General features: G+C 63.1%; 20 protein-coding genes. 8 read left to right on the forward strand and 12 right to left on the reverse strand.

Annotated features, from left to right (window positions below; genetic code table 11):
• Window positions 1-65 precede the first annotated feature (65 nt).
• The 6 genes from P3R38_RS11650 to P3R38_RS11675 form a co-directional block, all read right to left on the reverse strand.
• Window positions 66-1,121, reverse strand: coding sequence for a tetratricopeptide repeat protein (locus tag P3R38_RS11650; protein WP_277687160.1), 1,056 nt, complete (start codon window positions 1,119-1,121; stop codon window positions 66-68).
• 189 nt (window positions 1,122-1,310) lie between these two features.
• Window positions 1,311-2,726 (reverse strand): TolC family protein, encoded by a 1,416-nt coding sequence (locus P3R38_RS11655; protein WP_023380412.1) that lies wholly within the window; start codon window positions 2,724-2,726, stop codon window positions 1,311-1,313.
• Complete coding sequence (locus P3R38_RS11660; protein ID WP_023380413.1) at window positions 2,723-5,902, reverse strand: efflux RND transporter permease subunit; 3,180 nt, start codon at window positions 5,900-5,902, stop codon at window positions 2,723-2,725. The genes P3R38_RS11655 and P3R38_RS11660 overlap by 4 nt, the downstream gene beginning before the upstream one ends.
• Window positions 5,903-5,914: 12 nt before the next feature.
• Window positions 5,915-7,156, reverse strand: coding sequence for a multidrug efflux RND transporter periplasmic adaptor subunit MexE (gene mexE / locus P3R38_RS11665; RefSeq protein ID WP_023380414.1), 1,242 nt, complete (start codon window positions 7,154-7,156; stop codon window positions 5,915-5,917).
• Window positions 7,157-7,474: 318 nt separating this feature from the next.
• Window positions 7,475-9,061 (reverse strand): rhodanese-related sulfurtransferase, encoded by a 1,587-nt coding sequence (locus P3R38_RS11670; protein ID WP_277687161.1) that lies wholly within the window; start codon window positions 9,059-9,061, stop codon window positions 7,475-7,477.
• Window positions 9,058-9,666: a cysteine dioxygenase type I gene (locus tag P3R38_RS11675; RefSeq protein ID WP_023380416.1), complete on the reverse strand. Its 609-nt coding sequence runs from the start codon at window positions 9,664-9,666 to the stop codon at window positions 9,058-9,060. The genes P3R38_RS11670 and P3R38_RS11675 overlap by 4 nt, the downstream gene beginning before the upstream one ends.
• Before the next feature lie 275 nt (window positions 9,667-9,941).
• On the opposite strand from P3R38_RS11675, the gene P3R38_RS11680 reads away from it, so the two are divergent.
• Both P3R38_RS11680 and P3R38_RS11685 read left to right on the forward strand, forming a co-directional pair.
• The gene (locus P3R38_RS11680) at window positions 9,942-10,904 is read left to right on the forward strand and encodes an ABC transporter substrate-binding protein (RefSeq protein ID WP_023380417.1); all 963 of its coding nucleotides are present in this window, start codon (window positions 9,942-9,944) and stop codon (window positions 10,902-10,904) included.
• A gap of 20 nt (window positions 10,905-10,924) precedes the next feature.
• Window positions 10,925-12,244, forward strand: coding sequence for an LLM class flavin-dependent oxidoreductase (locus tag P3R38_RS11685; protein WP_023380418.1), 1,320 nt, complete (start codon window positions 10,925-10,927; stop codon window positions 12,242-12,244).
• Between the two features lie 42 nt (window positions 12,245-12,286).
• Here P3R38_RS11685 and P3R38_RS11690 read toward each other — a convergent pair whose 3' ends face one another.
• Both P3R38_RS11690 and P3R38_RS11695 read right to left on the reverse strand, forming a co-directional pair.
• On the reverse strand, window positions 12,287-14,287 hold the full coding sequence (locus P3R38_RS11690) for a U32 family peptidase (RefSeq protein ID WP_277687162.1): 2,001 nt from the start codon (window positions 14,285-14,287) through the stop codon (window positions 12,287-12,289).
• A gap of 198 nt (window positions 14,288-14,485) precedes the next feature.
• Window positions 14,486-14,845: a RidA family protein gene (locus P3R38_RS11695; RefSeq protein WP_023380420.1), complete on the reverse strand. Its 360-nt coding sequence runs from the start codon at window positions 14,843-14,845 to the stop codon at window positions 14,486-14,488.
• A 146-nt stretch (window positions 14,846-14,991) separates the two neighbouring features.
• Here P3R38_RS11695 and P3R38_RS11700 point away from each other — a divergent pair, with 146 nt between their 5' ends.
• Entirely contained in the window at window positions 14,992-15,687 is a 696-nt protein-coding gene (locus tag P3R38_RS11700) for a tRNA (adenine(22)-N(1))-methyltransferase TrmK (RefSeq protein WP_104883986.1), read from the forward strand.
• Between the two features lies 1 nt (window position 15,688).
• Here P3R38_RS11700 and P3R38_RS11705 read toward each other — a convergent pair whose 3' ends face one another.
• Window positions 15,689-15,955: a DUF2790 domain-containing protein gene (locus tag P3R38_RS11705; RefSeq protein WP_023380422.1), complete on the reverse strand. Its 267-nt coding sequence runs from the start codon at window positions 15,953-15,955 to the stop codon at window positions 15,689-15,691.
• Window positions 15,956-16,080: 125 nt separating this feature from the next.
• Between P3R38_RS11705 and P3R38_RS11710 the strand changes: the two genes are divergently transcribed.
• Window positions 16,081-17,013: a LysR family transcriptional regulator gene (locus P3R38_RS11710; protein ID WP_027907774.1), complete on the forward strand. Its 933-nt coding sequence runs from the start codon at window positions 16,081-16,083 to the stop codon at window positions 17,011-17,013.
• Between the two features lie 49 nt (window positions 17,014-17,062).
• On the opposite strand, the gene P3R38_RS11715 is transcribed toward P3R38_RS11710, so the two are convergent.
• Both P3R38_RS11715 and P3R38_RS11720 read right to left on the reverse strand, forming a co-directional pair.
• Window positions 17,063-17,422, reverse strand: a complete 360-nt coding sequence (locus tag P3R38_RS11715; RefSeq protein ID WP_104881820.1) for a hypothetical protein — start codon at window positions 17,420-17,422, stop codon at window positions 17,063-17,065.
• A gap of 114 nt (window positions 17,423-17,536) precedes the next feature.
• On the reverse strand, window positions 17,537-18,832 hold the full coding sequence (locus tag P3R38_RS11720; protein WP_023380425.1) for an MFS transporter: 1,296 nt from the start codon (window positions 18,830-18,832) through the stop codon (window positions 17,537-17,539).
• 406 nt (window positions 18,833-19,238) lie between these two features.
• Between P3R38_RS11720 and P3R38_RS11725 the strand changes: the two genes are divergently transcribed.
• Window positions 19,239-20,114 (forward strand): AEC family transporter, encoded by an 876-nt coding sequence (locus P3R38_RS11725; protein ID WP_277687163.1) that lies wholly within the window; start codon window positions 19,239-19,241, stop codon window positions 20,112-20,114.
• A gap of 95 nt (window positions 20,115-20,209) precedes the next feature.
• On the opposite strand, the gene P3R38_RS11730 is transcribed toward P3R38_RS11725, so the two are convergent.
• Window positions 20,210-20,842, reverse strand: coding sequence for a hypothetical protein (locus tag P3R38_RS11730; protein WP_277687164.1), 633 nt, complete (start codon window positions 20,840-20,842; stop codon window positions 20,210-20,212).
• A gap of 288 nt (window positions 20,843-21,130) precedes the next feature.
• Between P3R38_RS11730 and P3R38_RS11735 the strand changes: the two genes are divergently transcribed.
• The 3 genes from P3R38_RS11735 to P3R38_RS11745 all read left to right on the forward strand — a co-directional run bounded on the left by P3R38_RS11735 (window position 21,131) and on the right by P3R38_RS11745 (window position 25,162).
• Window positions 21,131-22,306: a M20 aminoacylase family protein gene (locus P3R38_RS11735; protein ID WP_023380428.1), complete on the forward strand. Its 1,176-nt coding sequence runs from the start codon at window positions 21,131-21,133 to the stop codon at window positions 22,304-22,306.
• Window positions 22,307-22,397: 91 nt separating this feature from the next.
• Window positions 22,398-23,708 (forward strand): citrate-proton symporter, encoded by a 1,311-nt coding sequence (locus tag P3R38_RS11740; RefSeq protein ID WP_104881819.1) that lies wholly within the window; start codon window positions 22,398-22,400, stop codon window positions 23,706-23,708.
• Window positions 23,705-25,162, forward strand: a complete 1,458-nt coding sequence (locus P3R38_RS11745; RefSeq protein WP_027907778.1) for an amidase — start codon at window positions 23,705-23,707, stop codon at window positions 25,160-25,162. The genes P3R38_RS11740 and P3R38_RS11745 overlap by 4 nt, the downstream gene beginning before the upstream one ends.
• Window positions 25,163-25,227: the final 65 nt, after the last annotated feature.

A 25,227-nucleotide genomic window follows, 5' to 3' on the forward strand; every position in this document is an offset into this window, starting at 1 on the left:
TTGAGGTCCGATAACCTCTGGACCACGGCGCATCGTCAAGGGTTCAACGACAATCTCCGAGCTTGCTACAAACCTTGTTGAAGCACCGGATCATCAGGGTTCTGTCGTTCCAGTTCAGCCAACAGCACCTGCACGTTCTGCAGTTGGCCGGTCTCTTTCCAGTACTTGATCAATAACAGCCTGGCGCGCCGGTTTGCCGGTTGACGGTTGAGCAGGGTTTCCAGTTGCTTCTGCGCGGCATCGCCCTGTTCCAGGTCGTGCAGGGTCACCGCCAGGGCATAACGATAATCAGCGTCGTCGGGTTCCAGTTCCACCGCGCGGGCCAGGGCCAGCAATGCGTATTCGCGTTGTTCATGACGGTTCAGCCATCGCCCGAGCTCGTACTGCAGAAACGCCGAGTCTGGGCGCAAGGCCAGCGCCTTGGCCAGCACCTGACGTGATTCATCATGCTGTCCCTGGCGCTCGAGCAAGCGCACCTGAGTGGCCAGGGCATCGAGGCCGTCCGGCGCCACGGCCAAGCTACGTTGCAGGGCCATGGCAGCCTGGTCATAGTCGTTTTCATGCAGATACAGGCGAGCCAGGTGCACCTGCGCGGCGGCATCCTCGGGCTGCTTTTCCAGCGCCTGCTGGTACTGCTCCAGCGCCGCTTGCAGGGGGCCGAAATACAGGCCGATGGCGTCCGGGTCCAGACCCAGCAGGGCGTCCACCGCCGCGAAGCGCACACTCTGGTCGTCGTCGTCCAGCAGCGGCCCCAGCACCAGGCTGCGCTGCGCGGCAGGCAGCAACCGACGAATGCCGGCGATGGCAGCCCGGCGTACCAGCGGCTCGTCATGCTCCAAATCTTGCTGCGCAAGCTTCAGTGCTTGTGGCGACGGGTAGTTGGGCAACTCGGCGTAGAGTGCGGCGCGGCGAATCGGCGCGAGGTCGTTGCGTTGCAATTGCTGGTACAGCACCCGCGCGGCGCCTGGCAGGCCTTCATGGGCCTGGCGCAATGCCTTGGCATAACTGTGCGCAGGCAAGGTCGGCGGCGTGGGTTGGTCATCGCGGCGCAGGAAGACCAACGCAGTCGTCGCCAGGACCAGCGCCAGCAAGGCGATCAGGTAGTGGTGGCGTTTGAGCATCGGGCGATCCATGGCGGTGGGAAGGCAGAGCTTGGGGCAGAATGCCCCTGTCTGCAAGGTGCATTGGCTCAACCCTTGTCTGCGGTCGGCTCGGTGCCGCGTAGGCGAAGGATGAACAAAAAAGCCCCGCAGGCGCGAGGCCAGCGGGGCAAACGGTTGGCGGAGGATCCAACCAAAGGAGTCGTTGAATCAGTGGGCGCTGGCCACTGTCTCGGGTTGCCAGCCGCCACCGAGGGCTTTGTAGATCGAGACGATGCCGCGATACAGCTCGACTTCACCCTGGGCTTGGGCGTCTTCGGCGCTCAGGCGTTCGCGTTCGGCGTCCAGTAGCACCAGGTAGTCCACCGTGCCCTCGCGGTAGCGCACCGAAGCGAGTTCGGCGGCCTTGCGGCTGGCGTCGCTTTGGCGCATGAGCGACAGCAAGCGTTGTTGCCGCTTGCCGTAGTCGCTGAAGGCGTTGGCCGATTCTTCCAGGGCCAGCAATACCTGCTGCTCGTAGTTGGCCAGGGCGCCTTCGGCATCGGCTTTGGCTCCACGCAAGCGTGCCCGCACGCTGCCCAGATCGAAGGCGGCCCAGGTGATGCTGGGGCCAAGCGCCCAGGCATTGGCCGCGGACGAGCCGATCTGCGAACCGCGCGCGGCGGTGAAACCCAGGAAGCCGCTGAGGCTTACCCGTGGGAACAGGTCGGCGGTAGCCACCCCAACGTTTGCCGTGGCTGCGGCCAGTTGGCGTTCGGCGCTGCGGATGTCCGGGCGGCGGCGCAGCAGCTCGCCCGGGTCACCCACCGGCAGGGCCTTGGCGATGGCCGGCAGCGCCTTGGGCGAGAGGTCGACACTCAGTGCATCCGGACGCTGGCCAAGCAGGGTGGCGATGCGGTTGCGCGCCCGGACCTGTTCGGCCTGCAGTTGCGGTACGGTCGCCTCGACCCCGGCCAGCCGCGCGTCGGCGCGCACTACGTCCAGTTCGTTGCCGACCCCGGCGTCACGCAGGGTTTCGGTGATGGCACGCGACTCCTCCTGGGTCTTGAGGTTGGCCAGGGCAATTTTCTCGCGCAACTGAGCACCGCGCAGTTGACCGTAGGCGTCGACCAGTTCAGCGATCAGGCTGACCTGCAGCTGTTGCAGGTCGGCCTGGGCGACTGCCTCCTGGGCTTCGCTGGCCTCGATCTGGCGTTGGATGCGGCCGAAAAGGTCGAGCTCCCAAGCCATGTCCAGGCCCAAATCATAGCGCTCGCTGTTGACTCGCTGTTCGGTCTGGCCGGGAATCTGGCCCTTGCCGATTTCGCTGCTGGCGCGACTGGTCACCACCGGCAGTTGATCGTTCGAGGCATCCTCACGGATCGCCCGCGCCGACTTGAGGCGGGCGAAGGCCACGCGCAAGTCGCGGTTGCCTTCCAGCGAGGCCTGCACCAGCTGGTTGAGCACCGGGTCGTCGAACTGCTTCCACCACACGCTTTCGAAGTGGCTGCGATCGAACGCCTGGGCTTGGGCCTGGGTGTCCAGATGCGCAGGTTCGGTGTCCGGTGTCTTGTAGTCCGGGCCCACCGCGCAGGCCGCCAGGGCCAGTGCCAGCAGGCTAGGCGTCAGGGGTTTGAGCAGGTTCATGCGTGGCTCTCCAGCGATGGCACGTGCGAAGCCTTGCGGGCCTGGCGACGCTCGACGAAACGGCGGATCAGGAAGAAGAACACTGGCGTCAGGAACAGCCCGAACACGGTCACCCCGATCATTCCCGAGAACACCGCGACACCCATGGCATGGCGCATTTCCGATCCGGCGCCGGAGGAGAACACCAGGGGTACCACACCCATGATGAAGGCGATCGAGGTCATCAGGATCGGGCGCAGGCGCAGGCGGCAGGCTTCCAGTACAGCCGCCAATGGGTCCAGGCCCTTGGCCTGTTCATCCTTGGCGAACTCGACGATCAGAATCGCGTTCTTGCATGCCAGTCCGACCAGTACGATCAAGCCGATCTGGGTGAAGATGTTGTTGTCGCCACCCGATACGATCACCCCGGTAATGGCCGACAGCAGGGTCATCGGCACGATCAGGATCACCGCCAGCGGCAGGCTCCAGCTTTCATACTGGGCGGCCAGCACCAGGAACGCCAGCAGCACGCACAGCGGGAACACCAGCAGTGCGGTATTGCCCGAGAGGATCTGCTGGTAGGTCAGGTCGGTCCATTCGAAGGTCATGCCATTGGGCAGTTCCTCTTTGAGCAGCTTCTCGATGGCGGCCTCGGCTTGGCCGGAGCTGTAGCCAGGTGCGGCCGCGCCGTTGATTTCCGCGGTGATGAAACCGTTGTAGTGCATCACCCGATCAGGTCCGGAGGTGTCGCTGACCTTGAGGAAGGTCGCCAGCGGGATCATCTCGCCGAGGTTGTTGCGTACCTTCAACTGGCCGATCTGCTCGGCATCGAGGCGGAACTGCTGTTCGGCCTGGACGTTGACCTGGTAGGTGCGACCGAAGCGGTTGAAGTCGTTGGTGTACAGCGAGCCGAGGTAGACCTGCAGGGTGTCGAAGATGTCGGTGATCGCCACGCCATGGGTCTTGGCCTTCTCACGGTCGATGGCGGCATCGACTTGTGGCACATTGACCTGGTAACTGGTGAACAGGCCAGCCAGCTCCGGCACGTTGTGGCTCTTGGCGATGATGTTCTGGGTTTCCTTGTACAGCGCTTCGTAGCCCAGGTTGCCCCGGTCTTCGATCTGCAGGCGGAAGCCGCCGATGGTGCCCAGGCCTTGTACCGGTGGCGGTGGGAAGATCGCGATGTAGGCGTCTTGGATGTCAGCGAACTGGGCATTCAACGCAGCGGCGATGGCTGCAGCCGACTGGCTCGGGTCCTTGCGCTCATCGAACGGCTTGAGCGGGGTGAACACGATGCCGCTATTGGGGCTGTTGGTGAAGCCGTTGATCGACAGCCCCGGGAAGGCTACCGAGTCGGCGACGCCGGGTTGCTTGAGGGCGATTTCGCTCATGCGCTTGATGACCGCCTCTGTACGGTCGAGGCTCGCCGCGTCTGGCAACTGGGCAAAGGCCACCAGGTACTGCTTGTCCTGGGCCGGTACGAAACCGGTCGGGGTGGACGAAAAGCCCAGGTAGGTGAGGCCCATCAGGCCAGCGTAGACGAACAGGGCGATGCCGCTGGAGCGGATGACCCGGCGCACGCCGCCGACGTAGCGATTGGAGGCACGGTCGAAGAAACGGTTGAACGGCGCGAACAGCCAGCTACCCAGCAGCTTGTCGAGGAACCGCGAGAAGCGGTCCTTGGGCGCGTGATGCTCCTTCAACAGCACGGCAGCCAGGGCCGGCGACAGGGTCAGCGAGTTGAATGCCGAAATCACGGTCGAAATGGCGATGGTCAGGGCGAACTGCTTATAGAACTGCCCGGTCAGGCCAGAAATGAACGCAGCAGGCACGAACACCGCGCACAGCACCAGGGCAGTGGCAATGATCGGACCGGTCACTTCGCCCATGGCCTTTTGCGTGGCCTCAAGCGGTTTCAGGCCAAGCCCGATGTTACGTTCGACGTTCTCCACCACGACGATGGCGTCGTCCACCACGATACCGATGGCCAATACCAACCCGAACAACGACAGGGCATTGAGCGAGAAACCGAACAGGTGCATCACCGCGAAGGTGCCGATCAGCGACACCGGGACGGCCAGCAGCGGGATGATCGAGGCGCGCCAGGTCTGCAGGAACAGGATCACCACCAGCACTACCAGCACCAGCGCTTCGAACAAGGTGTGCACTACCGCTTCGATGGAGCCACGAACGAAGATGGTCGGGTCATAGACGATGCTGTAGTCCATCCCTTCCGGGAAGTCCTTCTTCAGCTCGGCCATTTTCGCCCGCACTTCGTCGGAGATTTCGATGGCGTTCGAGCCAGGCCGCTGGAAGATCGGGATGGCCACCGCCGGCTGGTTGTTCAGCAGCGAGCGCAGTGCGTACTGGCTGGAGCCCAGCTCGACGCGGGCGATGTCCTTCAGGCGAGTGATTTCGCCATCGGCACCGGCACGGATGATGATGTTCTCGAACTCTTCCTCGTTGACCAGGCGACCTTGGGTGTTGATCGACAGCTGGAAGCTGGTGCTGCCAGGGGCGGGCGGGGCGCCCAGCTGGCCGGCGGCCACCTGGCGGTTCTGCTCGCGAATGGCGGCCACCACATCGCTGGCGGTCAGGTTACGCGAAGCGGTCTTGTTCGGGTCGAGCCATACCCGCAGCGAGTAGTCGCCCATGCCGAACAGTTGCACGTCGCCGACGCCGCCCAGGCGCGCCAGTTCGTCCTTGATGTTGAGGATGGCGTAGTTGGACAGGTAGAGCATGTCGTAGCGGTTGTCCGGCGAGGTCAAGTGCACGACCATGGTCAGGTCGGGCGATGCCTTGTCGACGGTGATACCAATGCGGGTCACTTCCTCAGGCAGCTTGGGCTGGGTACGCGTGACGCGGTTCTGTACCTGCACCTGCGCGTTGTCCAGGTCGGTGCCCAGGGCAAAGGTGATGGTCAGGGTCAGCTTGCCATCGGCGGTGGACTGCGAGGACATGTACAGCATGTTCTCGACACCAGTGATGGCCTGCTCCAACGGCGCGGCGACGGTTTCGCCAATCACCTTGGGGTTGGCGCCGGGGAAGTTGGCGCGCACCACCACGGTGGGCGGTACCACTTCCGGGTATTCGCTGATCGGCAGCTTGAACAGCGAGATCGAGCCCGCGATCAACAGCACCAGCGACAGCACGGCAGCGAAGATCGGCCGGGTAATGAAGAATTTCGAAAAGTTCATCGGTGTGATCCCTTAACCGCGTGGCGCTTGGGCGCTGGCGACTTTTTCGGTGGAGCCCGCTACCTTCTGCGTCCGATTGCTGGCCTCGAGGGCTTGGCGTTGCTGGGCGAGGGCGGCGAGGGTCTGCTCGCTGGCCATAGGCGTTTCTTCCGGCGTCACTGGCGACCCCGGACGCACACGCTGCAGGCCCTTGACCACGATGCGATCGTCCTTGGTCAGACCGCTGCGCACGATGCGCAGGCCTTCGAGCTTCGGCCCCAGTTCTACTGGGCGATAGCTGGCCTTGTTGTCCTTGTCCATGACCAGCACGAACTTCTTGCCAAGGTCCGTACCCACGGCTTCGTCGTTGATCAGCACCGCATCGTACTGGGCGCTGCCGACCAGCTTCAGCCGCGCATAGAGGCCTGGCGTGAACTGGCCGTCGCGGTTATCGAACACGGCGCGGCCGCGGATGGTGCCGGTACGTGGGTTGACCTGGTTGTCGACGAAGTTCATCTGGCCCAGGTGTGGGTTGCCGGTTTCGTTGGTCAGGCCCAGGTAAACAGGCGTGCTCTGACCGCGCTGGCCTTCGCGGGCCAGTTGGGTGTACTTCAGGTACACGCGTTCGTCGGCGTCGAAGTAGGCATACACCTTGTCGGTGGACACGACGCTGGTCAGCGGGGTGACATCGGCGGTGACGATGTTGCCGGCGGTGAACTGAGCGCGGCTGACCCGGCCGCTGATCGGCGCAGTGACGCGGGTGAAGCTCAAGTTCAGGCGGGCCAGGTCCAGTTGGGCCTGGATGGCATCGACACCGGCACGGGCTTCGGCGGCGGCACTGCTGCGCGATTCGGCCAATTCCGCGGAGATCGCGTTGCTGTCGCGCAGGCGCTCGCCACGGCGGGCTTCGTTGGCGCTGCGAATGGCGGTGGCCTTGGCTTGTTGCAGTTGGGCTTCGAGTCGGCGGACTTCAGCCTGGAACGGACGTGGGTCGATCTGGAACAACAGGTCGCCTTTCTTGACCTGGGCACCTTCGGTGAAGGCTACCAAGTCGATCTGGCCTGAGACCCGAGGGCGTACTTCAACGGTTTCTGGCGCTTCGAGGCGGCCGGTGAACTCGTCCCACTCGTTGATCGGTTGCTCGATCACCTTGGCGACGCTGACTTTCGGTGCGGCGGGGGCCTGCACGGCGTCCGGGGTTCGACCGCATGCGCTCAGCACCACGACTGCCAGGGCAGCGAGGGGGAAGCGCAAGGGTTTGAGTGATTGTTCCATGGAGAACTCCGCCAATGTATTAGTAGTGGGCGGAGTGTGAGTGTCTTGCGCGTAGCGCACGAATCGAATGGAACGAAGGTTATTATCACGCGCAATGATAAGGCGTGGTCAGACATCGATGTGGGGCATGGATCAGCGCTGCAGGCGTCCCTCCGAGCGAAGCGGCCCCGTTTTCTCCAGGCTCTGTACGAAAAGCCTTGAAACTCGGTGATGCTGCGTTGAAAACAGCCTCGGAATGCTCTTTACAACCCGTAAACTCCGCTTCCTCGGCTGTTTTCGCCTTGCCAGACCTTCGTCTCAAGACTTTTCTTACAGACCCTAGCTCAGCACCTGGAATCCATGAGTGCCATCGCGCTCCAACTGCGCAATCAGACCAAACTCCCAATCCAGATAACCTTGCATGGCCTCGCGCGGGTTATCGGTGCCTTCATAAGGCCGGCGGTAGCGGTCGGTGCGCGCCACCGCCAAATGGGTCTCACCGCTCTCCAGCGGCTTGCCAGCGGCAATCCAGCTGGCGGTGCCCCCGCTGAGCAGATACACGGGCGTGTGGGTCAGTGCTTGCAGGTCGACGGCTGCGAAACGGGCGAGCAGGCCAGTGCCGCAAGTCAACACATAACGTTCGGCTACAGGCAACCGCTCCAGGGCCTGGGGCAGTTGCGCCCGGATAGCCCAATGGGCACCCGGAACATGATGCTTGACGTAGTTGGCACTGGCCGTGAAATCCAGCACTACGGTACTGGCGGATTCGAGCCAGCCTTGCAACTGCTCGACACTGATTTCGGTCACTTGCGGCGGTGGCGGCAGCGGGGCTTTCCAGTCACCTGACTCGCTGAAGTGGTCCTGGGTAAGCCCATCCAACACAGCCACCTGCCAGCCCATCTGCGCCAGCCACGAAGCACTCATGTTCGCCCGCACGCCATCGTCATCGACCAACACGATACGCGCACCGCGCACGCTGGCCACATGGTCGGTCTCCTGCACCAACTGCCCGCCAGGCACCGAACGGCTTCCAGGCACATGGCCCTTGGCATATTCCTCAGGTGTGCGCACATCGAAAAGGTACGTGGTGCGGTGGCTGTCGGCCTGCCAGACCCTGAGCCCCTTGACCTCCAGGCGCAGCACACCGGCCTTATCGGCAACCTTGCGCGCACGCTTGGCTGCCACGGCACGGTTGGACTCGGTCACTTCGGTAAAGCGGCGTTGTTGGCCATGGGCCAGTTGTTGCCCCGCCAAGGTCCAGCCGATGGTGCCATTGCGCAGCGCTGCCACCGGGTTGGGAATCCCGGCATTGACCAGTGACTGAGTGCCGATGATGCTGCGGGTGCGCCCGGCGCAGTTGACGATCACCTGGGTGTCGGCGTTGGGCACCAGCTCGGCAACCCGCAGCACCAATTCCGCACCCGGCACGCTGATACCGCCCGGTATGCTCATCGTCTGGTATTCATCGAAACGCCGGGCGTCGAGTACCACCACATCGGCCTTGGCATCCAGCAACGCCTGCACCTGCTCGGCCGCCAGCGACGGGGTATGGCGCACGCTCTCGACCCACTCGCCAAAGGCTTTGCTCGGTACGTTGACGTCTCTGAACAGCTCGCCGCCGGCAGCGCGCCAGCCGGCCAGGCCATCCTGCAGCAATGCCACATCGCTGTAGCCCAGCGCCAGCAGGCGCTCCGCCGCTCGGTCCGCGAGTCCTTCACCATCGTCATACAGGGTGATGGCGGTACTGCGACGCGGTACGCGGGCGAACATTTCCAGTTCCAGTTTCGACAACGGAACGTTGGCGGCGAACAATGGGTGCGCCTGGGCAAACGGGTCTTCTTCTCGGACGTCGATCAGTGCCAGCTCCTGATGGGCCAGCAGGGCTCGACGAATGTCCTGGTAGGTCCGGGTGGTCACAGTACTCATAGGTCAGGGGTCTCTTTGGACAGGTCCCAGATGTTGGGCAAGCGGGTATTGGTGTATCCGGAAATGAAGGCTTTTTCGCTGCCGTCGGCCAGGTATACGGCGCGCCGAACGGCACCGATGTTGGCGCCATAGACATGGATGCTGATCGACACCCTGTCGTCGAAGGCATTGCTTACTTGATGGATGTCGCCGATGCGGGGCGAGACAGCTTCGACATGCCCCGGATCGATGCGTACAGGTTCGCCAGCGGGCACCAGTGCGCCCTGTTCGGTGCGGGCAAAGCCTTGCGAGTATTCGGCTCCGCGCAGCATGCCGATCAGGCCCCAGACGCGATGGTCATGGATCGGGGTGCGCTGCCCCGGTGCCCAGACGAAACTGACGATGGAAAAGCGTTGGCGCGAGTCGCAATGCAACAGGTACTGCTGGTAACGGGTCGGATCGGGCTGAGCCAGGTCCGCGGGCAGCCAGTCATCGTGAGCGACCAGGCTGCCAAGCAGACCCTGGCCGTGGTCGAGGAGGGCGGCCTCGTCGGTCTCCCGGTCCAAAAGATCGGAAAGTTCGCTTATGAACAAGCGCAAACGGTCAAGACGCAGCGGTTGGCTCATGGTAAGGGCTCGATGGAGAGGTCTGAATCACCCTAGCAAAGTCAGAGAATATTCTCAAAATGCAAAATAATCATAAGCTAATATGCATAATTGGTATTTAGTGGCGCGCATTTCAGAAGCATTAGGTTATGCCTAAAACGCATTTCACAGGGGTGTTTCGAGTCGTTAGCTTATAAACAGGCCTCTGTTTAGATTCAAAACACATAAATAATCTGCGAGACCGCACGGGCGGATCGACTTGCCATGCCGTGCCCCAAGGGCACCTGGAGACGAACGTGCGATACCTCAAAAAATTGGCTGCAGGCGTGCTGGCCTCAGCCCTGAGCCTGGCCGTCAGTGCGCAAACCCTGGTAGTGGGTGACCAGAGCTTCAATGCCCGCTCCGTGATGGAAGCGGCGGGTGTGCTCGATGACTTGCCCTACACACTGGAATGGAAGCAGTTCACTGCCGGCTCCCCAGTGGCCGAAGCGCTGAACGTCGGTAGCTTGGACCTCGGCCTGCTGGGCGATGCACCGCCGCTGTTCCTCGGGGCCCTGGGGGCGCCGATCAAAGTCATCGCGGTGAGCCGGCAGAATCTGGACGGTGTGGCGATCCTCGCGCGCAAGGATTCGAACATACACAGCCTGGCTGATCTGCGCGGCAAGCGCGCAGCGATCTGGAAAGGCTCGTGGAGCCAACAACTGTTGTTCAGCGCCCTGGACAAAGCCAATGTGCCCCGCGACTCGCTCGAGCTGCGTTATCTCAGTGCACTGGATGCTTCTCACGCCCTGGATGGCGGTTCGGTCGACGTGATCGCCACCTGGGAACCCTACGTCACCCAGCAGGAGCGCCAAGGCGCACGGGTACTGGCCACTGCGCAAGGGCTGATTCCAGCGCAGAGCTTCGTGGTGGCGAACGCCAAGGCCGTCGAGGGCAAGCGCGCGCAAATCGCGGACTTCCTGCAGCGCCTGAAAACAGCCCGCGAATGGGCCTTGGGCGACCCGGCCAATACCGAAGCCTATGCCGACGACTGGGCCAAGCGTACCCGGGCCGACCGCGACATCGCCCGCATCTGGTTCGCTCGCGCCCGTACCGACCTGGCACCGTTGAACCCACAGGTGGTGGTCGATGCGCAAAAAACCGTGGACTTCTTCGCAGGGCTCGGTTTGATCAAGGCGTACCCCGCCGCTACCCTGTTCGACACTTCGTTCTCTGCCGCTCTGCAACAGCCAGCCACGGCGCAGGCCAAAAACCAGTAGGTCCAAGGAGGCTAGCCCGTATGAGCAAGAGACAGATCAAATTGGGCGCGCTGACCATGGGTTGCGGCGGCCCTGGGCGGCACAACCTGTGGCTGGACCCGGAGTTGCCGGCTGATGCCAGCGTCAATATCGACTGGTATATCGATATCGCCCGCCAGGCCGAAGCTGCGCTGTTCGACCTGGTGTTCATCGTCGACAGCCAGTTCATCACACCTGGCTCGCCGTCGCATTATCTCAATCGCCTGGAACCGCTGACCCTGTTGTCGGCGCTTGCGGTGAGTACCCGCCATATCGGCCTGGTCGGGACCCTGACCACATCCTACAACGCGCCTTTCAACGTAGCCCGTCGCCTGGCGTCCCTGGACCTTATCAGCAAAGGCCGCGCTGGCTGGAACGTGGTCACCAGTGGCGACGCTGGCACCGCCGGCAATTATGGTCGAGACGAACACTACGATTACGACACTCGCTATGCCAGGGCCCAGGAGCACGTCCAGGTGGTGCAAGGGCTCTGGCATTCCTACGAGGACAATGCGTTCCCCCGCGACCGGGCCACGGGGCAATTTCTCGATCCGTCCAGGCTGCATGCGCTCAACCACAAGGGTGAGCATTTCTCGGTGGTGGGGCCACTGAACATCCAGCGCTCGCCCCAGGGGCAGCCGGTGGTCTTCCAGGCGGGTGATTCGCAACAAGGGCGTGACTTGGGCGCAGCCACTGCCGATGTGGTGTTCACCCATGCGTCTAGCATCGAGCAGGGGCAGGCGTTCTACCAGGACATCAAGGGCAGGGCGGCGCGACTGGGGCGCGACCCGGACCAGTTGCTGGTCTTGCCGGGCGCCGAAATCTACGTCGGTGACAGCGATGCCGAGGCCCGTGAGATCGAGCGGCACTATCACCAGCAGGACCACAGCTTCGAGCTGGCGCTCAAGGAATTCGGGCGCAATTTTGGCTGGCACGATTTCAGCCAATACGACCTGGATGCGCCGTTTCCCCAAGAAAGCCTTGAGTACGCGCGAAGTAGCTTTTTCACCAATGCCAAGCGCATTGCCGATCAAGCGCGGGACAAGGGCTTCAGTCTGCGCCAAGCCGTGGAGTACGGGCGCCAGCTGAGGCCGGGAGCGTTCGTCGGGTCGGCCGAAACCGTGGCGGCGAAGATGACTGAGTGGTTCGAGGCAAGGGCGCTGGACGGGTTCAATATCTACGTTGGGCATCCGAGCCAGTTCAAGCGTTTCACCCGGGAGGTCGTACCGTTGCTGCAGGCGCGCGGGGTGTATCGCACCCAGTATGAAGGCACGACGTTGCGTGAGAGCCTCGGCCTGCGGATTCCGCGTTTCGTCCGGTAGCGAAAGCCGCTGGGAAAGGGGCGCAATGCGCCCCTCTGGCTATCAATGTGGCGCGCGGACAATGGTCTTGAGCAGGTCTTCCGGGCTGATGTGTCCCACTACCTGAGCCACCCCACTGCCAGGTGTCGGCAGGTCGATGATGTGCGGCTTCATCTTGCCGATCACATGCATCTCGCAGGGCTTGCAGTCGAACTTCAGGGTCAGTACTTCATCCCCCTGAATCAGCTGCATCGGCGCCACTTTGGTGCGAACGCCCGTCACACCCTTGGCCTGCTTGGGGCACAGGTTGAACGAGAAGCGCAGGCAGTGCTTGGTGATCATCACCGGCACTTCCCCATGTTCCTCGTGGGCTTCGTAGGCGGCATCGATCAGTTGCACACCATGGCGATGGTAGAACTCGCGAGCCTTCTGGTTGTATACGTTGGCCAGGAACGACAGGTGCGACTCCGGGTACACCGGTGGTGGGTTGGTTTCGGCTTTGCGTCCACCCCGCGGGTGAGCCTTGACCCGCGCTTCGGTCAGCGCCTCGATGGCTTCCCGGCGCAGGGCCTTGAGCTGCGAGTTGGGGATGAAATAGGCTTGCGGCGCATCCAGTTCGATGGCATCGGCGTGGTACTGGGTGGTGCCCAACTGACCGAGCAGGTCGTGCAGTTGTTCCAGCGCCTGTTGCGGCTTGTTGGCCTCGCCGAACGGGCCATCCAGCGCCACTTGCACGCTCACGCCTTCCTCGCTGGTGGCCGTCAGCGCCAGCCGCTGTTCGCGTAGCACGGCGTGCCATTCCAGGCCCACACGACGCTCGGACGAAGTGCGCAGCAGGGCCTGCTGCCAGTTGTGATCCAGATTGCGCGACAGTGGGTGGTTCGGGCGCAGCTTATGCAGGCCCTCGGGCATTTCGTTGGGTTCGACCCTGTAGCGGTAGCGTTTCTGGCCGTCTTCTTCGAACTCGCCCCGTGGTTCGGCGATATTGGCGCGGAACCCCACCACCTCACGCTTGACCAGCACATTCAGGCCGTCGCCATTGGTCAGCGGCACCTCGGTGACCACCAACAGGTCGCGCTTGCCGACTTTCTCAACCACGCCTACCGGCAGACCGGTGAAGGTCGGCGAGTCGAAAGCACCGATGTCGACCTTGCGGTCGGTGACGAAGTAGTCGGTGCTGCCACGGTGGAACGTCTTGTCCGGGTCGGGCACGAAGAAGTGCTGGGTACGACCGCTGGAGGCGCGTGCCAGGTCCGGGCGGTCTTCGAGGATGGCGTCCAGCTCTTTGCGGTAGTGGGCGGTGATGTTCTTCACGTAGCCCATGTCCTTGTAGCGGCCTTCGATCTTGAACGAGCGCACGCCAGCATCCACCAGGTCGCGCAGGTTGGCGGTCTGGTTGTTGTCCTTCATCGACAGCAGGTGCTTTTCGAAGGCCACCACACGGCCCTGGTCGTCCTTGAGCGTGTAGGGCAGGCGGCAGGCCTGGGAGCAGTCGCCACGGTTGGCGCTGCGACCGGTCTGGGCATGGGAGATGTTGCACTGGCCGGAGAACGCCACGCACAGCGCGCCATGGATGAAGAACTCGATGGCGGCGTCGGTTTCGGCGGCAATGGCGCGGATCTGCTGCAGGTTCAGCTCGCGGGCCAACACCAGTTGCGAGAAGCCGGCCTGGTCGAGGAACTTGGCCCGCTCCAGGGTGCGGATGTCGGTCTGGGTACTGGCATGCAGCTCGATCGGCGGAATGTCCAGCTCCATCACACCCAGGTCCTGGACGATAAGCGCGTCGACACCTGCGTCATAGAGCTGGTGGATCAGCTTGCGCGCCGGCTCCAGCTCATTGTCGTGGAGGATGGTGTTGAGGGTGGTGAACACTCGCGCATGGTAGCGATGGGCGAATTCAACCAACTCGGCGATATCGCTGACTTCGTTGCAGGCGTTGTGGCGCGCGCCGAAGCTCGGGCCGCCGATGTAGATGGCGTCAGCGCCGTGCAGGATGGCTTCGCGGGCAATGGCCACGTCGCGGGCAGGGCTAAGCAGTTCCAGGTGATTCTTTGGAAGGGACATGTCGTTATGGTCGGGCTGTCACGGTCAAGGCGGGCATTGTAGCGGTGAATTGGGTTGGCGGCATCCTCGGGCTGCTCAGTGGGAAAGAAACACTGGCGTTGCCGGTGATCGCCGGCAAGCCGGCCCCGACGGCAGATGCTGAAACAAACGCAGGACCGTTGGGCGCTGGCTTGCCAGCGGCGGGGTGTTGCCGGCGGATCAGCGCTTGGCGGCCATCGCCGTCACTTCGACGCGCATGGTCGGGAACGCCAGCGCCGCCACGCCCACGGCGGCACGCACCGGCCACGGCTTTTGGAAGAAACGCTGGTATACCTCGTTGAACGCAGGGCGGTCAGCCATATCGGTGAGGTAGATGGTCAGGTGCATGACGCGGTCCATGCCGCTGCCGGCTTTTTCCAGCGCGTCCTTCAGGGCCTGCAGGGTACTTTCGCTCTGCGCGGTGATGTCAGCTTCGATATCGGCGGGAATCTGGGTGGTGACCAGAATGCCGTTGAACTCGGCGACGTCGGAGGAAATGGAGTCGGCGTCGGAGTCCGGGGTGTAGATGAGGTCTGCCATGGGAGTTTGCCTTGCAACGGAATGAAACCCGCAAGCCTACGCGAGCACGACGAGCGGGTCGAGCGACACCGTTGGGCCAACGTCCGTTGTAATGCCGGGCGCTGGCCGTCAGAATCGCGCCCGATTGTTGAGCAAGGGGCTTCACGTTGAACGAACAGACTTTGTCGATGCGCCTTGAGCGTGTGGCGGCCTATGTGCCGCGAGGCGCGCGGCTGGCCGATATCGGCTCGGACCATGGCTACCTGCCGGTAGCCCTGATGCTGCGCGGCATCATTGAAGCTGGGGTGGCGGGTGAAGTGGCGCAGACGCCTTTCGCCTCGGCCCAGCGCAAGGTGCGCAAGAACGGCCTGGAAGGTCGCATCACTGTTCGCCTGGCCAATGGCCTGGCGGCCATCGAACCTTCCGACCGGGTCAACACCATCAGCATCTGCGGCATGGGTGGCGAAACGATTCGCGACATTCTGGAACAGGGCAAGGCCCGCTTGCAGGGCGTGACGCGCCTGATTCTGCAGCCCAATGGCGACGAGCGGGAACTGCGTCAGTGGCTGATGGACAACGGCTACCGGATTTGCCGCGAAGAATTGCTGCGCGAAAACCGCTTTGACTACGAAATCATCGTCGCCGAGCCTTGCGAAGCCGTGAGCTACACCGCCGAACAACTTTACTTCGGCCCAATGCTGTTGCAGGAAAAAAGTCCGGCGTTCATTACCAAGTGGCAGCGCATGTTGCGTCAGAAACAGCAGACACTGGCCCATTTCGAGCGCGCCCGGGACGCAGTACCGCAGGAAAAGACCCGTGACTTCACTCGTCAGGTCGCCTGGATCACCCAGGCCCTGGCCTGAATCACTGCTGAGAACAGTTGCCCATTTCCCGGTAGGCGACTTCGTGGGTCTGGCCCTTGTGGTCGACGTACTTCATATGTGCGGTACCGACCTGGCAGTCGGCGACGTTGCTGGCTGGGGTGACGGAGATGACTTTGGCCACATCCAGCGGCATGCCGTATTCGTAGGTGGCCTCGCTGGAGGCCGGTTGGCCGGCGCTCTGGTCGGCCACGGCGCCGAACGAGGCGAGGGCGGCGGACAAAGCAAGCAAAGCGATCGAGCGTTTCATGGCAGGCTCCTTCTTCAATGTTTTACTAATGATGTATTCATTGATGATCCACAATAAATGGCCTAATTCGTGATAGATTCCTGCCTTGGATGTACGAATAAGGCCGAAAAAAGGAGCCGAATACGATGGACATGCTGCACGCCATGCGCACCTTCGCCCGGGTGGTGGAGTGCGGCAGCTTTGCCGCGGCCGCCAATGCCCTGGATATATCCGCGGCGCAGGTGTCGCGCATCGTTGCCGAGCTGGAAAACCAATTGCAGACCCGGCTGCTACACCGCACCACGCGGCGCTTGCGCATGAGCGAGGCGGGGGAGCGATTTCTTGAGCGTTCACGGCACATTCTGTCGTTGACCGACGAAGCCATGGATGAGGCCCGGGGTGCCCACCTCAACCCCCGGGGGCGTCTGCGTTTTCACTGCACCCATGGCCTGGGCTTGTTGATGATGCCCTTGGTGGCACGCTACAACGCGGCGTGCCCGGAAGTGGTGATGGAGTTGACCCTGTCACAGCGCAACCCCGACCCGTTGGACGAAGGCCACGATATCGTGATCACCATCGGCAAAGGGTTGCCTGACTCGCAATTGATCGCTATCCCGTTGGGCAGCATCTACAGCATCCTTTGCGCATCACCCGAGTACCTGGCGCGGCATGGCGTGCCGACCAAGCCGGAAGACTTGAACGATCATGCCTGCCTGCGCATGGTCGACCCCTTGTTCGAAGAGGACTGGTCATTCGATCACGACCAGGGACGCAGTGTGGTCGTGCCCCAGGACACCTTCCTCACCAACGTCGCCGATGCCATGCTCAAAGCCACTGAACTGGGCATGGGGGTGGGCTTGTTGCCATACTACTCTGCCAGCCATGCCATCGAGGAAGGCCGCCTGTTCCGCCTGCTGGCGCCGCACCGGTTGCGCCAGCGGGAAATCTACGCCATCTATCCGTCGCGTCATTACCTCGATGCCAAGGTACGCACCTGGCTCGATTACCTGAAGGAGCAACTCCCGGCGTTGTTCGAAGCCCATCAACAGGTGGTGGACGACCCCAGGTTCTGGCGCTGACCGCGAACCCGTGCCTCGGGTCGCGGTGGGGGCCTGACCGGGTTGCTTCTCAACGGCTGTCCTGGTCCTCGGCGGTACCCCCCGTACTGCCCGCGCCAGACCCTGTCGCTTCACCGGTGCTGTTGGAACCACCGCTGGCGCCATCGGCGGCGTCGGAGTCGCTTCCCGTGTCACTGCTGTCGTTATCCTTACTGCTGCCCGGGCTATTGACGCTGCTGCCTTTTTCGCCAGCAGTCTTGCCTTCGTCGTACGTTTTGCCTTCATCGTAAGGCTTAGGCTTGGAAGGGGCGCCAGACGGGGTTGCCGGGACCTGGGTGTCGTTTCCATACCCGCCGCTGGCGGCGAAGCTGCCTGAGGCAATACCCAAGGTCAGGGCGAGGCACAGCGAAAGCGAACGAATGCGGACCATGTTAAATCTCCCGTGGGAACGATCTGTCATTCATTCGGCTTTCGCTGGACCTTGACGTGCCTTTCGGGCGACGGGCGGTCACCGGAAGTATCGTGGACCCGCCTGCGATGGATATCACCCGATGTCAGCCTTTGGCGCTGCCTGCGAGGGAGCAGGCTGTTGGGGGGGATGCTCCTGGCACGCGTGCATCAAATCTTCTGTCACCCGCAGCTCTGCGCCAGTGGGCGAGAAGGTCGTGGCCGGGGCGAAGGGAGCAGGGTGTTCAGGTGCCGGTCGCTTGCCCCTGCGCCACATGAAGAAGCTGACCATGGCCAGGTTGATGACGGCGAAGGCCCAGAACAGCCCGACTTCGCCGTAGCTGGTCATAACCGGCGAGATAGCCAGCGGGGCCAGCGCCGAACCCAGTGAGTTGATCAACAGCAGGCCTTGGATCATCGGTACCAGCGCTTCGGCCGGGGCGCGGTCGGCTGCGTGGCTGACTGCAACCGGATACAGTGCGAACACCCCGCCACCCAGCAGGAACAGCATCGCCGGCAGCAACACCGACTGCGAGGGCAGCAACACGATCACTACCGACAGTACCGTGCACAAGGCGCCAAGGGCTATCAGCACGTCCTGGCGGTCCTTGCGGTCCGACCACCGGCCCACCGGGTACTGCAACAGCATCGCACCCAGGATCACCCAGGCCATCATGTTGCCGACCTCGCCCACGTCCAGGCCGATACGTTGCAGGTACAGTGGCAGCAAGGCATAGACGCCAGCGATGGCCGCGCCCGAGCCGAAGCAGCCGACCAGCCCGGTTGGGGCCACGCCCAGCAGTTGGCGAGGCTTCAGCGGTTCGACCTGCTCCAGCAGCGGCGACACCTGCGGCAGAATCACGATAGGCATCACCGACAGCGCCGCGAGCATGCCCGCGACCATGAACGGTGCGGTTGCGCCCCAGCCAGTGATTTCGCCCAGGGCCGCCTGGGCTACCACGCCAGCACCGTAGAAGGCGATCATGTACAGCGCCAGCAAGCGCCCCCGGATCTTCGCGTCGCCCGCCAGCAGCAACCAGCTTTCGATGACCAGGAACACACCGACGGTTGCCCAGCCGTTGATCAGGCGCAGGGCGATCCACCCGTGGGTATCGTAGAACAGTCCCTGCAGCAGGATGGTCGCGGCGATCAGCGAGGCGAAACTGCTGTAAGCGCGGATATGGCCGATGCGCAGGATCAGGCGGTCGTTGAAGATCGCGCCCAGGGTCAGGCCGACGAAGTAGGCCGAGGAGACGATACCGATCATCGAGGGCGACTCACCAGCGGCGTCCAGGCGCAGGGTCGTCAGGGAAGACATGAAGCCGTTGCCCAGGGCAATGATGAACAGCCCGAGCAGGGGTGCCAGCGCCATGGCCAGCAAACGCGGAGACATAGGTACCTCTGGTTGAGTAAGCGAAAAGAGCGCCTTTTCTGACGCGCACGCTTTCCCGGCCTTGAACGGCCAGGGTTGTTGCACGGGTGTGCCTTCTTGATGCGACCTGGGCAAGACTCAACCGGAACCTTGGCAAGGGCGGTCGGGTGGGGTCGATTGAGCCTATTTCACATGTGCGGCCATGTGCTTAGGCGCGGACTCTGTCATTGCTGCCGGTTGCCACCGTTCAAGGCGACGGGCGAAAAGGAGGCGCGATTCTAAGGCCTTGGAAGGTTTTGCCCAAGAGCCTGCAGCCTGCGGCATAATGCCGCTTTTTGCCCTTTGGGATGTCGCGCGCCGGGGCTGGATCGGTCAACGCTCGTCACGCCTTCACGTGCACAGGGCAGCTCCATGGAGGGCTTGGTAGATGTTCGCTTCGTTGTTCGCCGTACTGGCGCCGGTGTTTATCGTCGCCGGTATCGGTTACGCCTGGGCCCGCAAGGGCTTGAGCTACCCCACTGAGTTCATTGCCAGCCTGGTGATGACCATTGGCACGCCGTCGTTGGTGTTGTCGACGCTGAGCCGCACCGAACTGAACCCGACGGCTTTCGCCAGCATGGCTCTGGGCTGCCTGCTTTGCCTACTCGGCATGGTCGTGGTCGGCTTGCTGGTATGCCGCATCTTCGACCAGCACTGGCGGGTGCTGCTGCCAGCGTTTCTGTTTCCCAACACGGGCAACATGGGCCTGCCGATCAGTCTGTATGCCTTTGGCGAGCATGGCCTTGCGCTGGCGGTGGCGTTTTTCCTGACGCTGTCGATATTCCAGTTCACCGTCGGCATGGCCATCTCCGGTACCGCGGCGTCACCCAAGGCGCTGTTGCGCAACCCCATCGTCATCAGCCTGGCCGGTGCGATGCCGATCATTTTCCTGGACGTCGAATTGCCCCGCTGGCTGGCCAACACGGTAGACCTGCTGGGCGGCATGACCATTCCGTTGATGTTGTTGACCCTCGGGGTATCGCTGGCCAGCATTCGTCTGCGGCACATTGGCAGCGGCATGCTGCTGGGTGGCCTGCGCATCGTGCTGGGGGCTGCGGTGGGCTGGGCGGTCGGTGCCCTGCTGGGTATGGAAACCCTGGAGCGGGCGGTGCTGATGGTGCAGTCGGCAATGCCGGTGGCGGTGTTCAACTACCTGATGGCGGTACGGGCCAACCGCTCACCAGAGCAGGTAGCGAACCTGGTGATGTGTTCGACGGTGCTGTCCTTTGTCTGGCTACCGGTGGTGTTGGCGTGGTGGTTGTGAACCTGCTCCGGCCTTATCGCCCGCAGACTCCCAAAGGGACCACGCAGATCCTGCAGGAGCCGGCTTGGCGGCGATAGGGCCCGTACAGGCAAACATCACTTATCGAACAACCGCTCGTGTACCCAACCCTGTTCTGTCAGCACCATCAGGCGCTTTTCCCGCACGGGGGCGTCGTGGGTCGCCACCGCCCGATCCAGGTCTTGAATGCTGGACCTGACGTTGTCATTCGCTGCCCAGGCCGGCAATCCGGTGATCTTGTAGGTATAGGTCACGTCGGAAACCGTGTGCCCCATCTTCTCGCCAGGTTCGCTGAACTGTTCAATGGCCATGACCTGTGCCGTGCCGAAGCACAGCCCGCCGCGGGTCTTGCCGTTGACCGTCCGTTGTGCATCGGCCTTGTAGTACTTGCGACCTTCTTCGGTGAGGTCGTAGGCGTAGTAGATATCCGTGCGGGCTGGTTGCCACAGACGTTCGGGAACCTGCGTGCGCGAGATTTCCTTCTCGCTGACCACTCCGACCTGGGCCAGGGCGTGCAGGGCCTTGTTGGTGCCGTTGACGTCGAAGTCCTTGGTTTTGGTCGGGAACGAGCTGACCACGAAACAGTGGGGGTATTGAGTGTCGAGATAGGCTTGGGCGGCCTTGTGAAAACTGGCCTCAGTGGCCTCAGGCGTGTCGGAGCAGCCAGCCAGGGTTGCCAGCAGCGCCAGCGGTACGATCTTCCTGTACATGATGAAGCGTCCTTGGATTGCGAAGATAAAACCGGTGGGTCGGAATTAGAACCCACGCGCTAGAGCGGGTGCAATCATGGCAGGACGGCATCTCGACGGAGGTCTCAAAACTGGCGGGGCGAATGATCGCCCCGGACAGCACCAAGCGTGTTCCACTCCTCGGAACCACATTCGATTGTGCTTGCGCACTACACGCGTTTATCTGTCGCCAAGCACGACCTGCCTTACCTGTCGTGATCTCGAAGCGAACAACAAGAACGGGAACCCACCCGCGCGAGGAGATTTCACATGTCCCGACATCAACACATCCTGGCCTGGCTCGACGATGTGGCCAGTGACCTGCATGCCATCCGCCACGACATCCACGCCCATCCCGAACTGGGTTTCGAAGAAGACCGCACCTCGGCACTGGTCGCCCGGTTGCTCAAGGACTGGGGATACCAGGTACACACCGGCATCGGCAAAACCGGAGTGGTTGGTGTACTGCGCAACGGCAGCAGCGCGCGCACGCTTGGGTTGCGCGCGGACATGGACGCGCTGCCGATCGTCGAGGCCACGGGCGCGGCCTACAGCAGCCGACACCAGGGCTGCATGCACGCCTGCGGTCACGACGGGCACACCGCCATGCTGCTGGGGGCCGCGCGCTACTTGGCAGCGACGCGTCAGTTCGATGGCACCCTGACGCTGATCTTCCAGCCTGCCGAGGAGGGCCAGGGAGGGGCCGAGGCAATGCTGGCCGATGGGCTGCTGGAGCGCTTCCCCTGCGATGCGCTGTTCGGCATGCACAACATGCCCGGGCTGCCCGCAGGGCAATTGGGTTTTCGCGAAGGGCCGATGATGGCGTCGCAGGACCTGCTCACGGTCATCATCGAAGGCGTCGGTGGCCATGGTTCGATGCCGCACCTGACGGTCGACCCACTGGTGGCCGCCGCCAGTGTGGTGATGGCGTTGCAGACAGTGGTGGCACGCAACATCGACGCCCAGGAAGCGGCCGTGGTGACCGTCGGCGCCTTGCAGGCGGGGGAAGCGGCCAATGTGATCCCGCAGCAGGCCCTGCTGCGCCTGAGCCTGCGTGCGCTCGATGCCCAGGTGCGCGCACTGATGCTCGAGCGAGTGCGGGCGATCATCATCAGCCAGGCCGAAAGCTACGGTTGCCGCGTCAGTATCGAGCATCGCCCGGCCTACCCGGTGCTGGTCAACCATGCCGCGGAAAACGCCTTCGCCCAGCAGGTAGGGGTGGAGCTGCTCGGCGCCGAGGCGGTCGATGGCAACACCCGCAAGCTGATGGGCAGCGAGGACTTCGCCTGGATGCTGCAGCGCTGCCCGGGCGCGTACCTGTTCATCGGCAATGGCCTGCAGCGGCCGATGGTGCACAACCCGGCCTACGACTTCAACGACGACATCCTGCTGACTGGCGCAGCCTACTGGGGCGCGCTTGTCGAGCGCTGGCTCGAGCCTGCCTGACCACTTCATTGACGACTGCCGCTGGAACCTGGGCGCGTGCGTCCGGGCTGTTCTGAACCGTTTCTGGCCAACAGATGGATGGAGTGTTCCCATGCAGATTTCCAACACAGGCGCGTCGCGTACCCGGCAGGTGGTCGCGGCTGTCATCGGTAACGCGCTGGAGTGGTATGACTTTATCGTTTACGGCTTTCTGGCGAGCATCATCGCCCGGCAGTTCTTTCCTTCGGACGACGAATACGCCTCGTTGCTGATGGCCCTGGCCACCTTCGGCGTAGGCTTTTTCATGCGCCCTGTCGGTGGCGTGCTGTTGGGGATCTACTCTGACCGCAAGGGGCGCAAGGCGGCGATGCAGTTGATCATCCGCCTGATGACGGTATCCATCGCCATGATCGCCTTTGCCCCCAACTACCTCGCCATCGGCATGGGTGCGCCGCTGCTGATCGTGGTGGCGCGGATGCTCCAGGGCTTCGCTACTGGGGGTGAATACGCCAGCGCCACAGCGTTCCTGGTCGAGAGTGCCCCCGCCCATCGCAAGGGCCTGTACGGCTCGTGGCAGCTGGTAGGGCAATGCCTGGCGGTGTTCTCAGGCGCGGCGATGGTGGCGCTGGTCACCCACCTCTGCACCCCCGAGGCGCTGGACAGCTGGGGCTGGCGGATTCCGTTCGTGCTCGGCTTGCTGATCGGGCCGGTGGGGCTGTGGATTCGCAAGCACATGGAGGAGCCGGAGGAGTTTATCGAGGCACGCAAGCAGGCCAAGGGGCAGGCGCCGAGCCTGTGGCGGGTGCTGCGTGAACACCGTCGCAGCCTGTTGGTGTCCATGGGCCTGGCCAGTGGCGCGACGGTGTCGTTCTACGTGGTGCTGGTGAACATGCCGACCTTCGCTCACAAGAATTTGGGCCTGCCGCTGGACCAGGTGCTGCTGGTGCAGATGCTCGCGGTGGGGCTGATGACCGTGGTCATTCCGTTGTCGGGTGCGCTGTCGGACCGTTTGGGCCGCAGGCCGGTGCTGATGGCCTTCACTTTGGCGTTCTTCGTGATGGTGTACCCGCTGTATGTGTGGGTGGCGGCGGCGCCGTCGATCGAACGGCTGTTACTGATGCAACTGCTGCTGTGCTCTGCCATTGGCGGCTTCTTCGGGCCTGCGCCCACTGCACTGGCCGAGCAGTTTCCGGTGGAGGTGCGCTCCACCGGGGTGTCGGTGGCCTATAACGTCGCGGTGATGGTGTTCGGCGGCTTTGCTCCGCTGATCGTGACGTGGCTGAGCAAGGTGCTGGGTACCCCCGTGGCGCCGTCGTTCTACGTACTGTTTGCCTGCCTGCTGACCCTGCTGGGCACCTATTGCCTGAAGGAAGCACCGCGTGGGGGCAGGTCTGCAGCGTTCAACCTTGGAGTGAAACCGTGATGCCGTTAGCTATCGACCCTATCGTCGCCCTCGATGCCGAAGCCCTGTCCCAGGCGATCCATGGGCGTCGGGTATCGTGCCGTGAGGTGATGCAGGCTTACCTCGGCCACATCGAGCGCTTCAACCCGCACGTGAATGCGCTGGTGTCGCTGCGCCCGGCTGAGGCGGTGCTGGCCGAGGCCGATGCCTGCGACCGCGAATTGGCCAGCGGCCGGTCGCGCGGCTGGATGCACGGCATGCCCCAGGCGATCAAGGATTTGGCAGCCACGGCCGGGCTTCGGACCACAATGGGCTCACCGCTGTTTGCCGAGCAGGTGCCGCAGCAGGATGCGGTCAGCGTAGCGCGGGTAAGGGCCAACGGGGCGATCATCCTCGGCAAGAGCAACGTGCCGGAGTTTGGCCTGGGTTCGCAGACCTACAACACGCTGTTTGGCACCACCACCAACGCCTACGATCCAAGCCGGGTGGCCGGCGGCAGCAGTGGCGGGGCAGCGGCGGCGCTGGCCCTGCGCCTGCTGCCGGTGGCCGACGGTAGCGACATGATGGGGTCGTTGCGCAACCCGGCAGCGTTCAACAACGTCTATGGCCTGCGCCCCTCCCAAGGCCGCGTGCCCCACGGCCCGGCACCAGAGGTCTTCATGCAGCAACTGGCGACCGAAGGGCCGATGGGGCGTAGCGTAACGGACGTAGCGCGGTTGTTGTCGGTACAGGCCGGTTACGACCCTCGAGTGCCGTTGTCGTTGAATGCATCGCCTGGTGAATTCGCCCAGGGTCTGCAGCGCGACTTCAAGGGTGTTCGGGTGGGTTGGCTGGGCGATTACAACGGCTACCTGCCCATGGAGGACGGGGTGATGGGGCTGTGCGAAACGGCATTGGCGGATTTTGCCGAGCTGGGTTGTCACGTCGAGGCATGCCAACCGGACTTCGCCTTGGAACGTTTATGGCAATGCTGGCTCACCCATCGCCATTTCCTGGTGCACGGCAACCTCGGCGCTGCCTATGCCGACCCCGGCAAGCGGGCACTGCTCAAACCCGAGGCGCAGTGGGAAGTGGAGGGTGGGCTGCACTTGAGCGGGGCACGGATATACCAGGCTTCGGTCGACCGCAGCGCGTGGTATCACGCCATGGGCCGCCTGTTCGAACGTTACGACTTCTTGCTGTTGCCCGCGGCGCAAGTGTTTCCATTCGAGGCCCGCGAGGCTTGGCCTAAGGTGGTCGGCGGGCGGACGATGGACACCTATCACCGGTGGATGGAGGTGGTGATCGGCCCGACCCTGGCGGGCCTTCCCAGCATCAGCGTGCCGGTCGGCTTCAATCCCCAAGGTTTGCCGATGGGCTTGCAGATCATCGGCCCGGCGCAGGCCGACCATGCCGTGCTGCAACTGGCCCACGCCCATGAGCAACTCACCCATTGGGTCGAACGGTGTCCGCCGCCATCACTGCTGGCACCGTGACAGCCCTTGGCAGGCCCGTATCTTGCTGGGCATTCTGACCATCCACGCACAGACAGGGAGGTCAT

This window comes from Pseudomonas sp. NyZ480 (assembly GCF_029537255.1).
In the GTDB taxonomy this organism is placed as follows: domain Bacteria; phylum Pseudomonadota; class Gammaproteobacteria; order Pseudomonadales; family Pseudomonadaceae; genus Aquipseudomonas; species Aquipseudomonas taiwanensis.

Bases quoted from the DNA above. Each gene is read 5' to 3' on its own strand.
- P3R38_RS11675 (WP_023380416.1), bottom strand. From the start codon at position 9,666: ATGAGCCAACCGCTGCGTCTTGACCGTTTGCGCTTGTTCATAAGCGAA.
- P3R38_RS11670 (WP_277687161.1), bottom strand. From the start codon at position 9,061: ATGAGTACTGTGACCACCCGGACCTACCAGGACATTCGTCGAGCCCTG.
- mexE (WP_023380414.1), bottom strand. From the start codon at position 7,156: ATGGAACAATCACTCAAACCCTTGCGCTTCCCCCTCGCTGCCCTGGCA.
- P3R38_RS11740 (WP_104881819.1), top strand. From the start codon at position 22,398: ATGCAGATTTCCAACACAGGCGCGTCGCGTACCCGGCAGGTGGTCGCG.
- P3R38_RS11690 (WP_277687162.1), bottom strand. From the start codon at position 14,287: ATGTCCCTTCCAAAGAATCACCTGGAACTGCTTAGCCCTGCCCGCGAC.
- P3R38_RS11730 (WP_277687164.1), bottom strand. From the start codon at position 20,842: ATGTACAGGAAGATCGTACCGCTGGCGCTGCTGGCAACCCTGGCTGGC.
- P3R38_RS11725 (WP_277687163.1), top strand. From the start codon at position 19,239: ATGTTCGCTTCGTTGTTCGCCGTACTGGCGCCGGTGTTTATCGTCGCC.
- P3R38_RS11735 (WP_023380428.1), top strand. From the start codon at position 21,131: ATGTCCCGACATCAACACATCCTGGCCTGGCTCGACGATGTGGCCAGT.
- P3R38_RS11660 (WP_023380413.1), bottom strand. From the start codon at position 5,902: ATGAACTTTTCGAAATTCTTCATTACCCGGCCGATCTTCGCTGCCGTG.
- P3R38_RS11710 (WP_027907774.1), top strand. From the start codon at position 16,081: ATGGACATGCTGCACGCCATGCGCACCTTCGCCCGGGTGGTGGAGTGC.
- P3R38_RS11715 (WP_104881820.1), bottom strand. From the start codon at position 17,422: ATGGTCCGCATTCGTTCGCTTTCGCTGTGCCTCGCCCTGACCTTGGGT.
- P3R38_RS11720 (WP_023380425.1), bottom strand. From the start codon at position 18,832: ATGTCTCCGCGTTTGCTGGCCATGGCGCTGGCACCCCTGCTCGGGCTG.
- P3R38_RS11685 (WP_023380418.1), top strand. From the start codon at position 10,925: ATGAGCAAGAGACAGATCAAATTGGGCGCGCTGACCATGGGTTGCGGC.
- P3R38_RS11655 (WP_023380412.1), bottom strand. From the start codon at position 2,726: ATGAACCTGCTCAAACCCCTGACGCCTAGCCTGCTGGCACTGGCCCTG.
- P3R38_RS11695 (WP_023380420.1), bottom strand. From the start codon at position 14,845: ATGGCAGACCTCATCTACACCCCGGACTCCGACGCCGACTCCATTTCC.
- P3R38_RS11705 (WP_023380422.1), bottom strand. From the start codon at position 15,955: ATGAAACGCTCGATCGCTTTGCTTGCTTTGTCCGCCGCCCTCGCCTCG.
- P3R38_RS11650 (WP_277687160.1), bottom strand. From the start codon at position 1,121: ATGCTCAAACGCCACCACTACCTGATCGCCTTGCTGGCGCTGGTCCTG.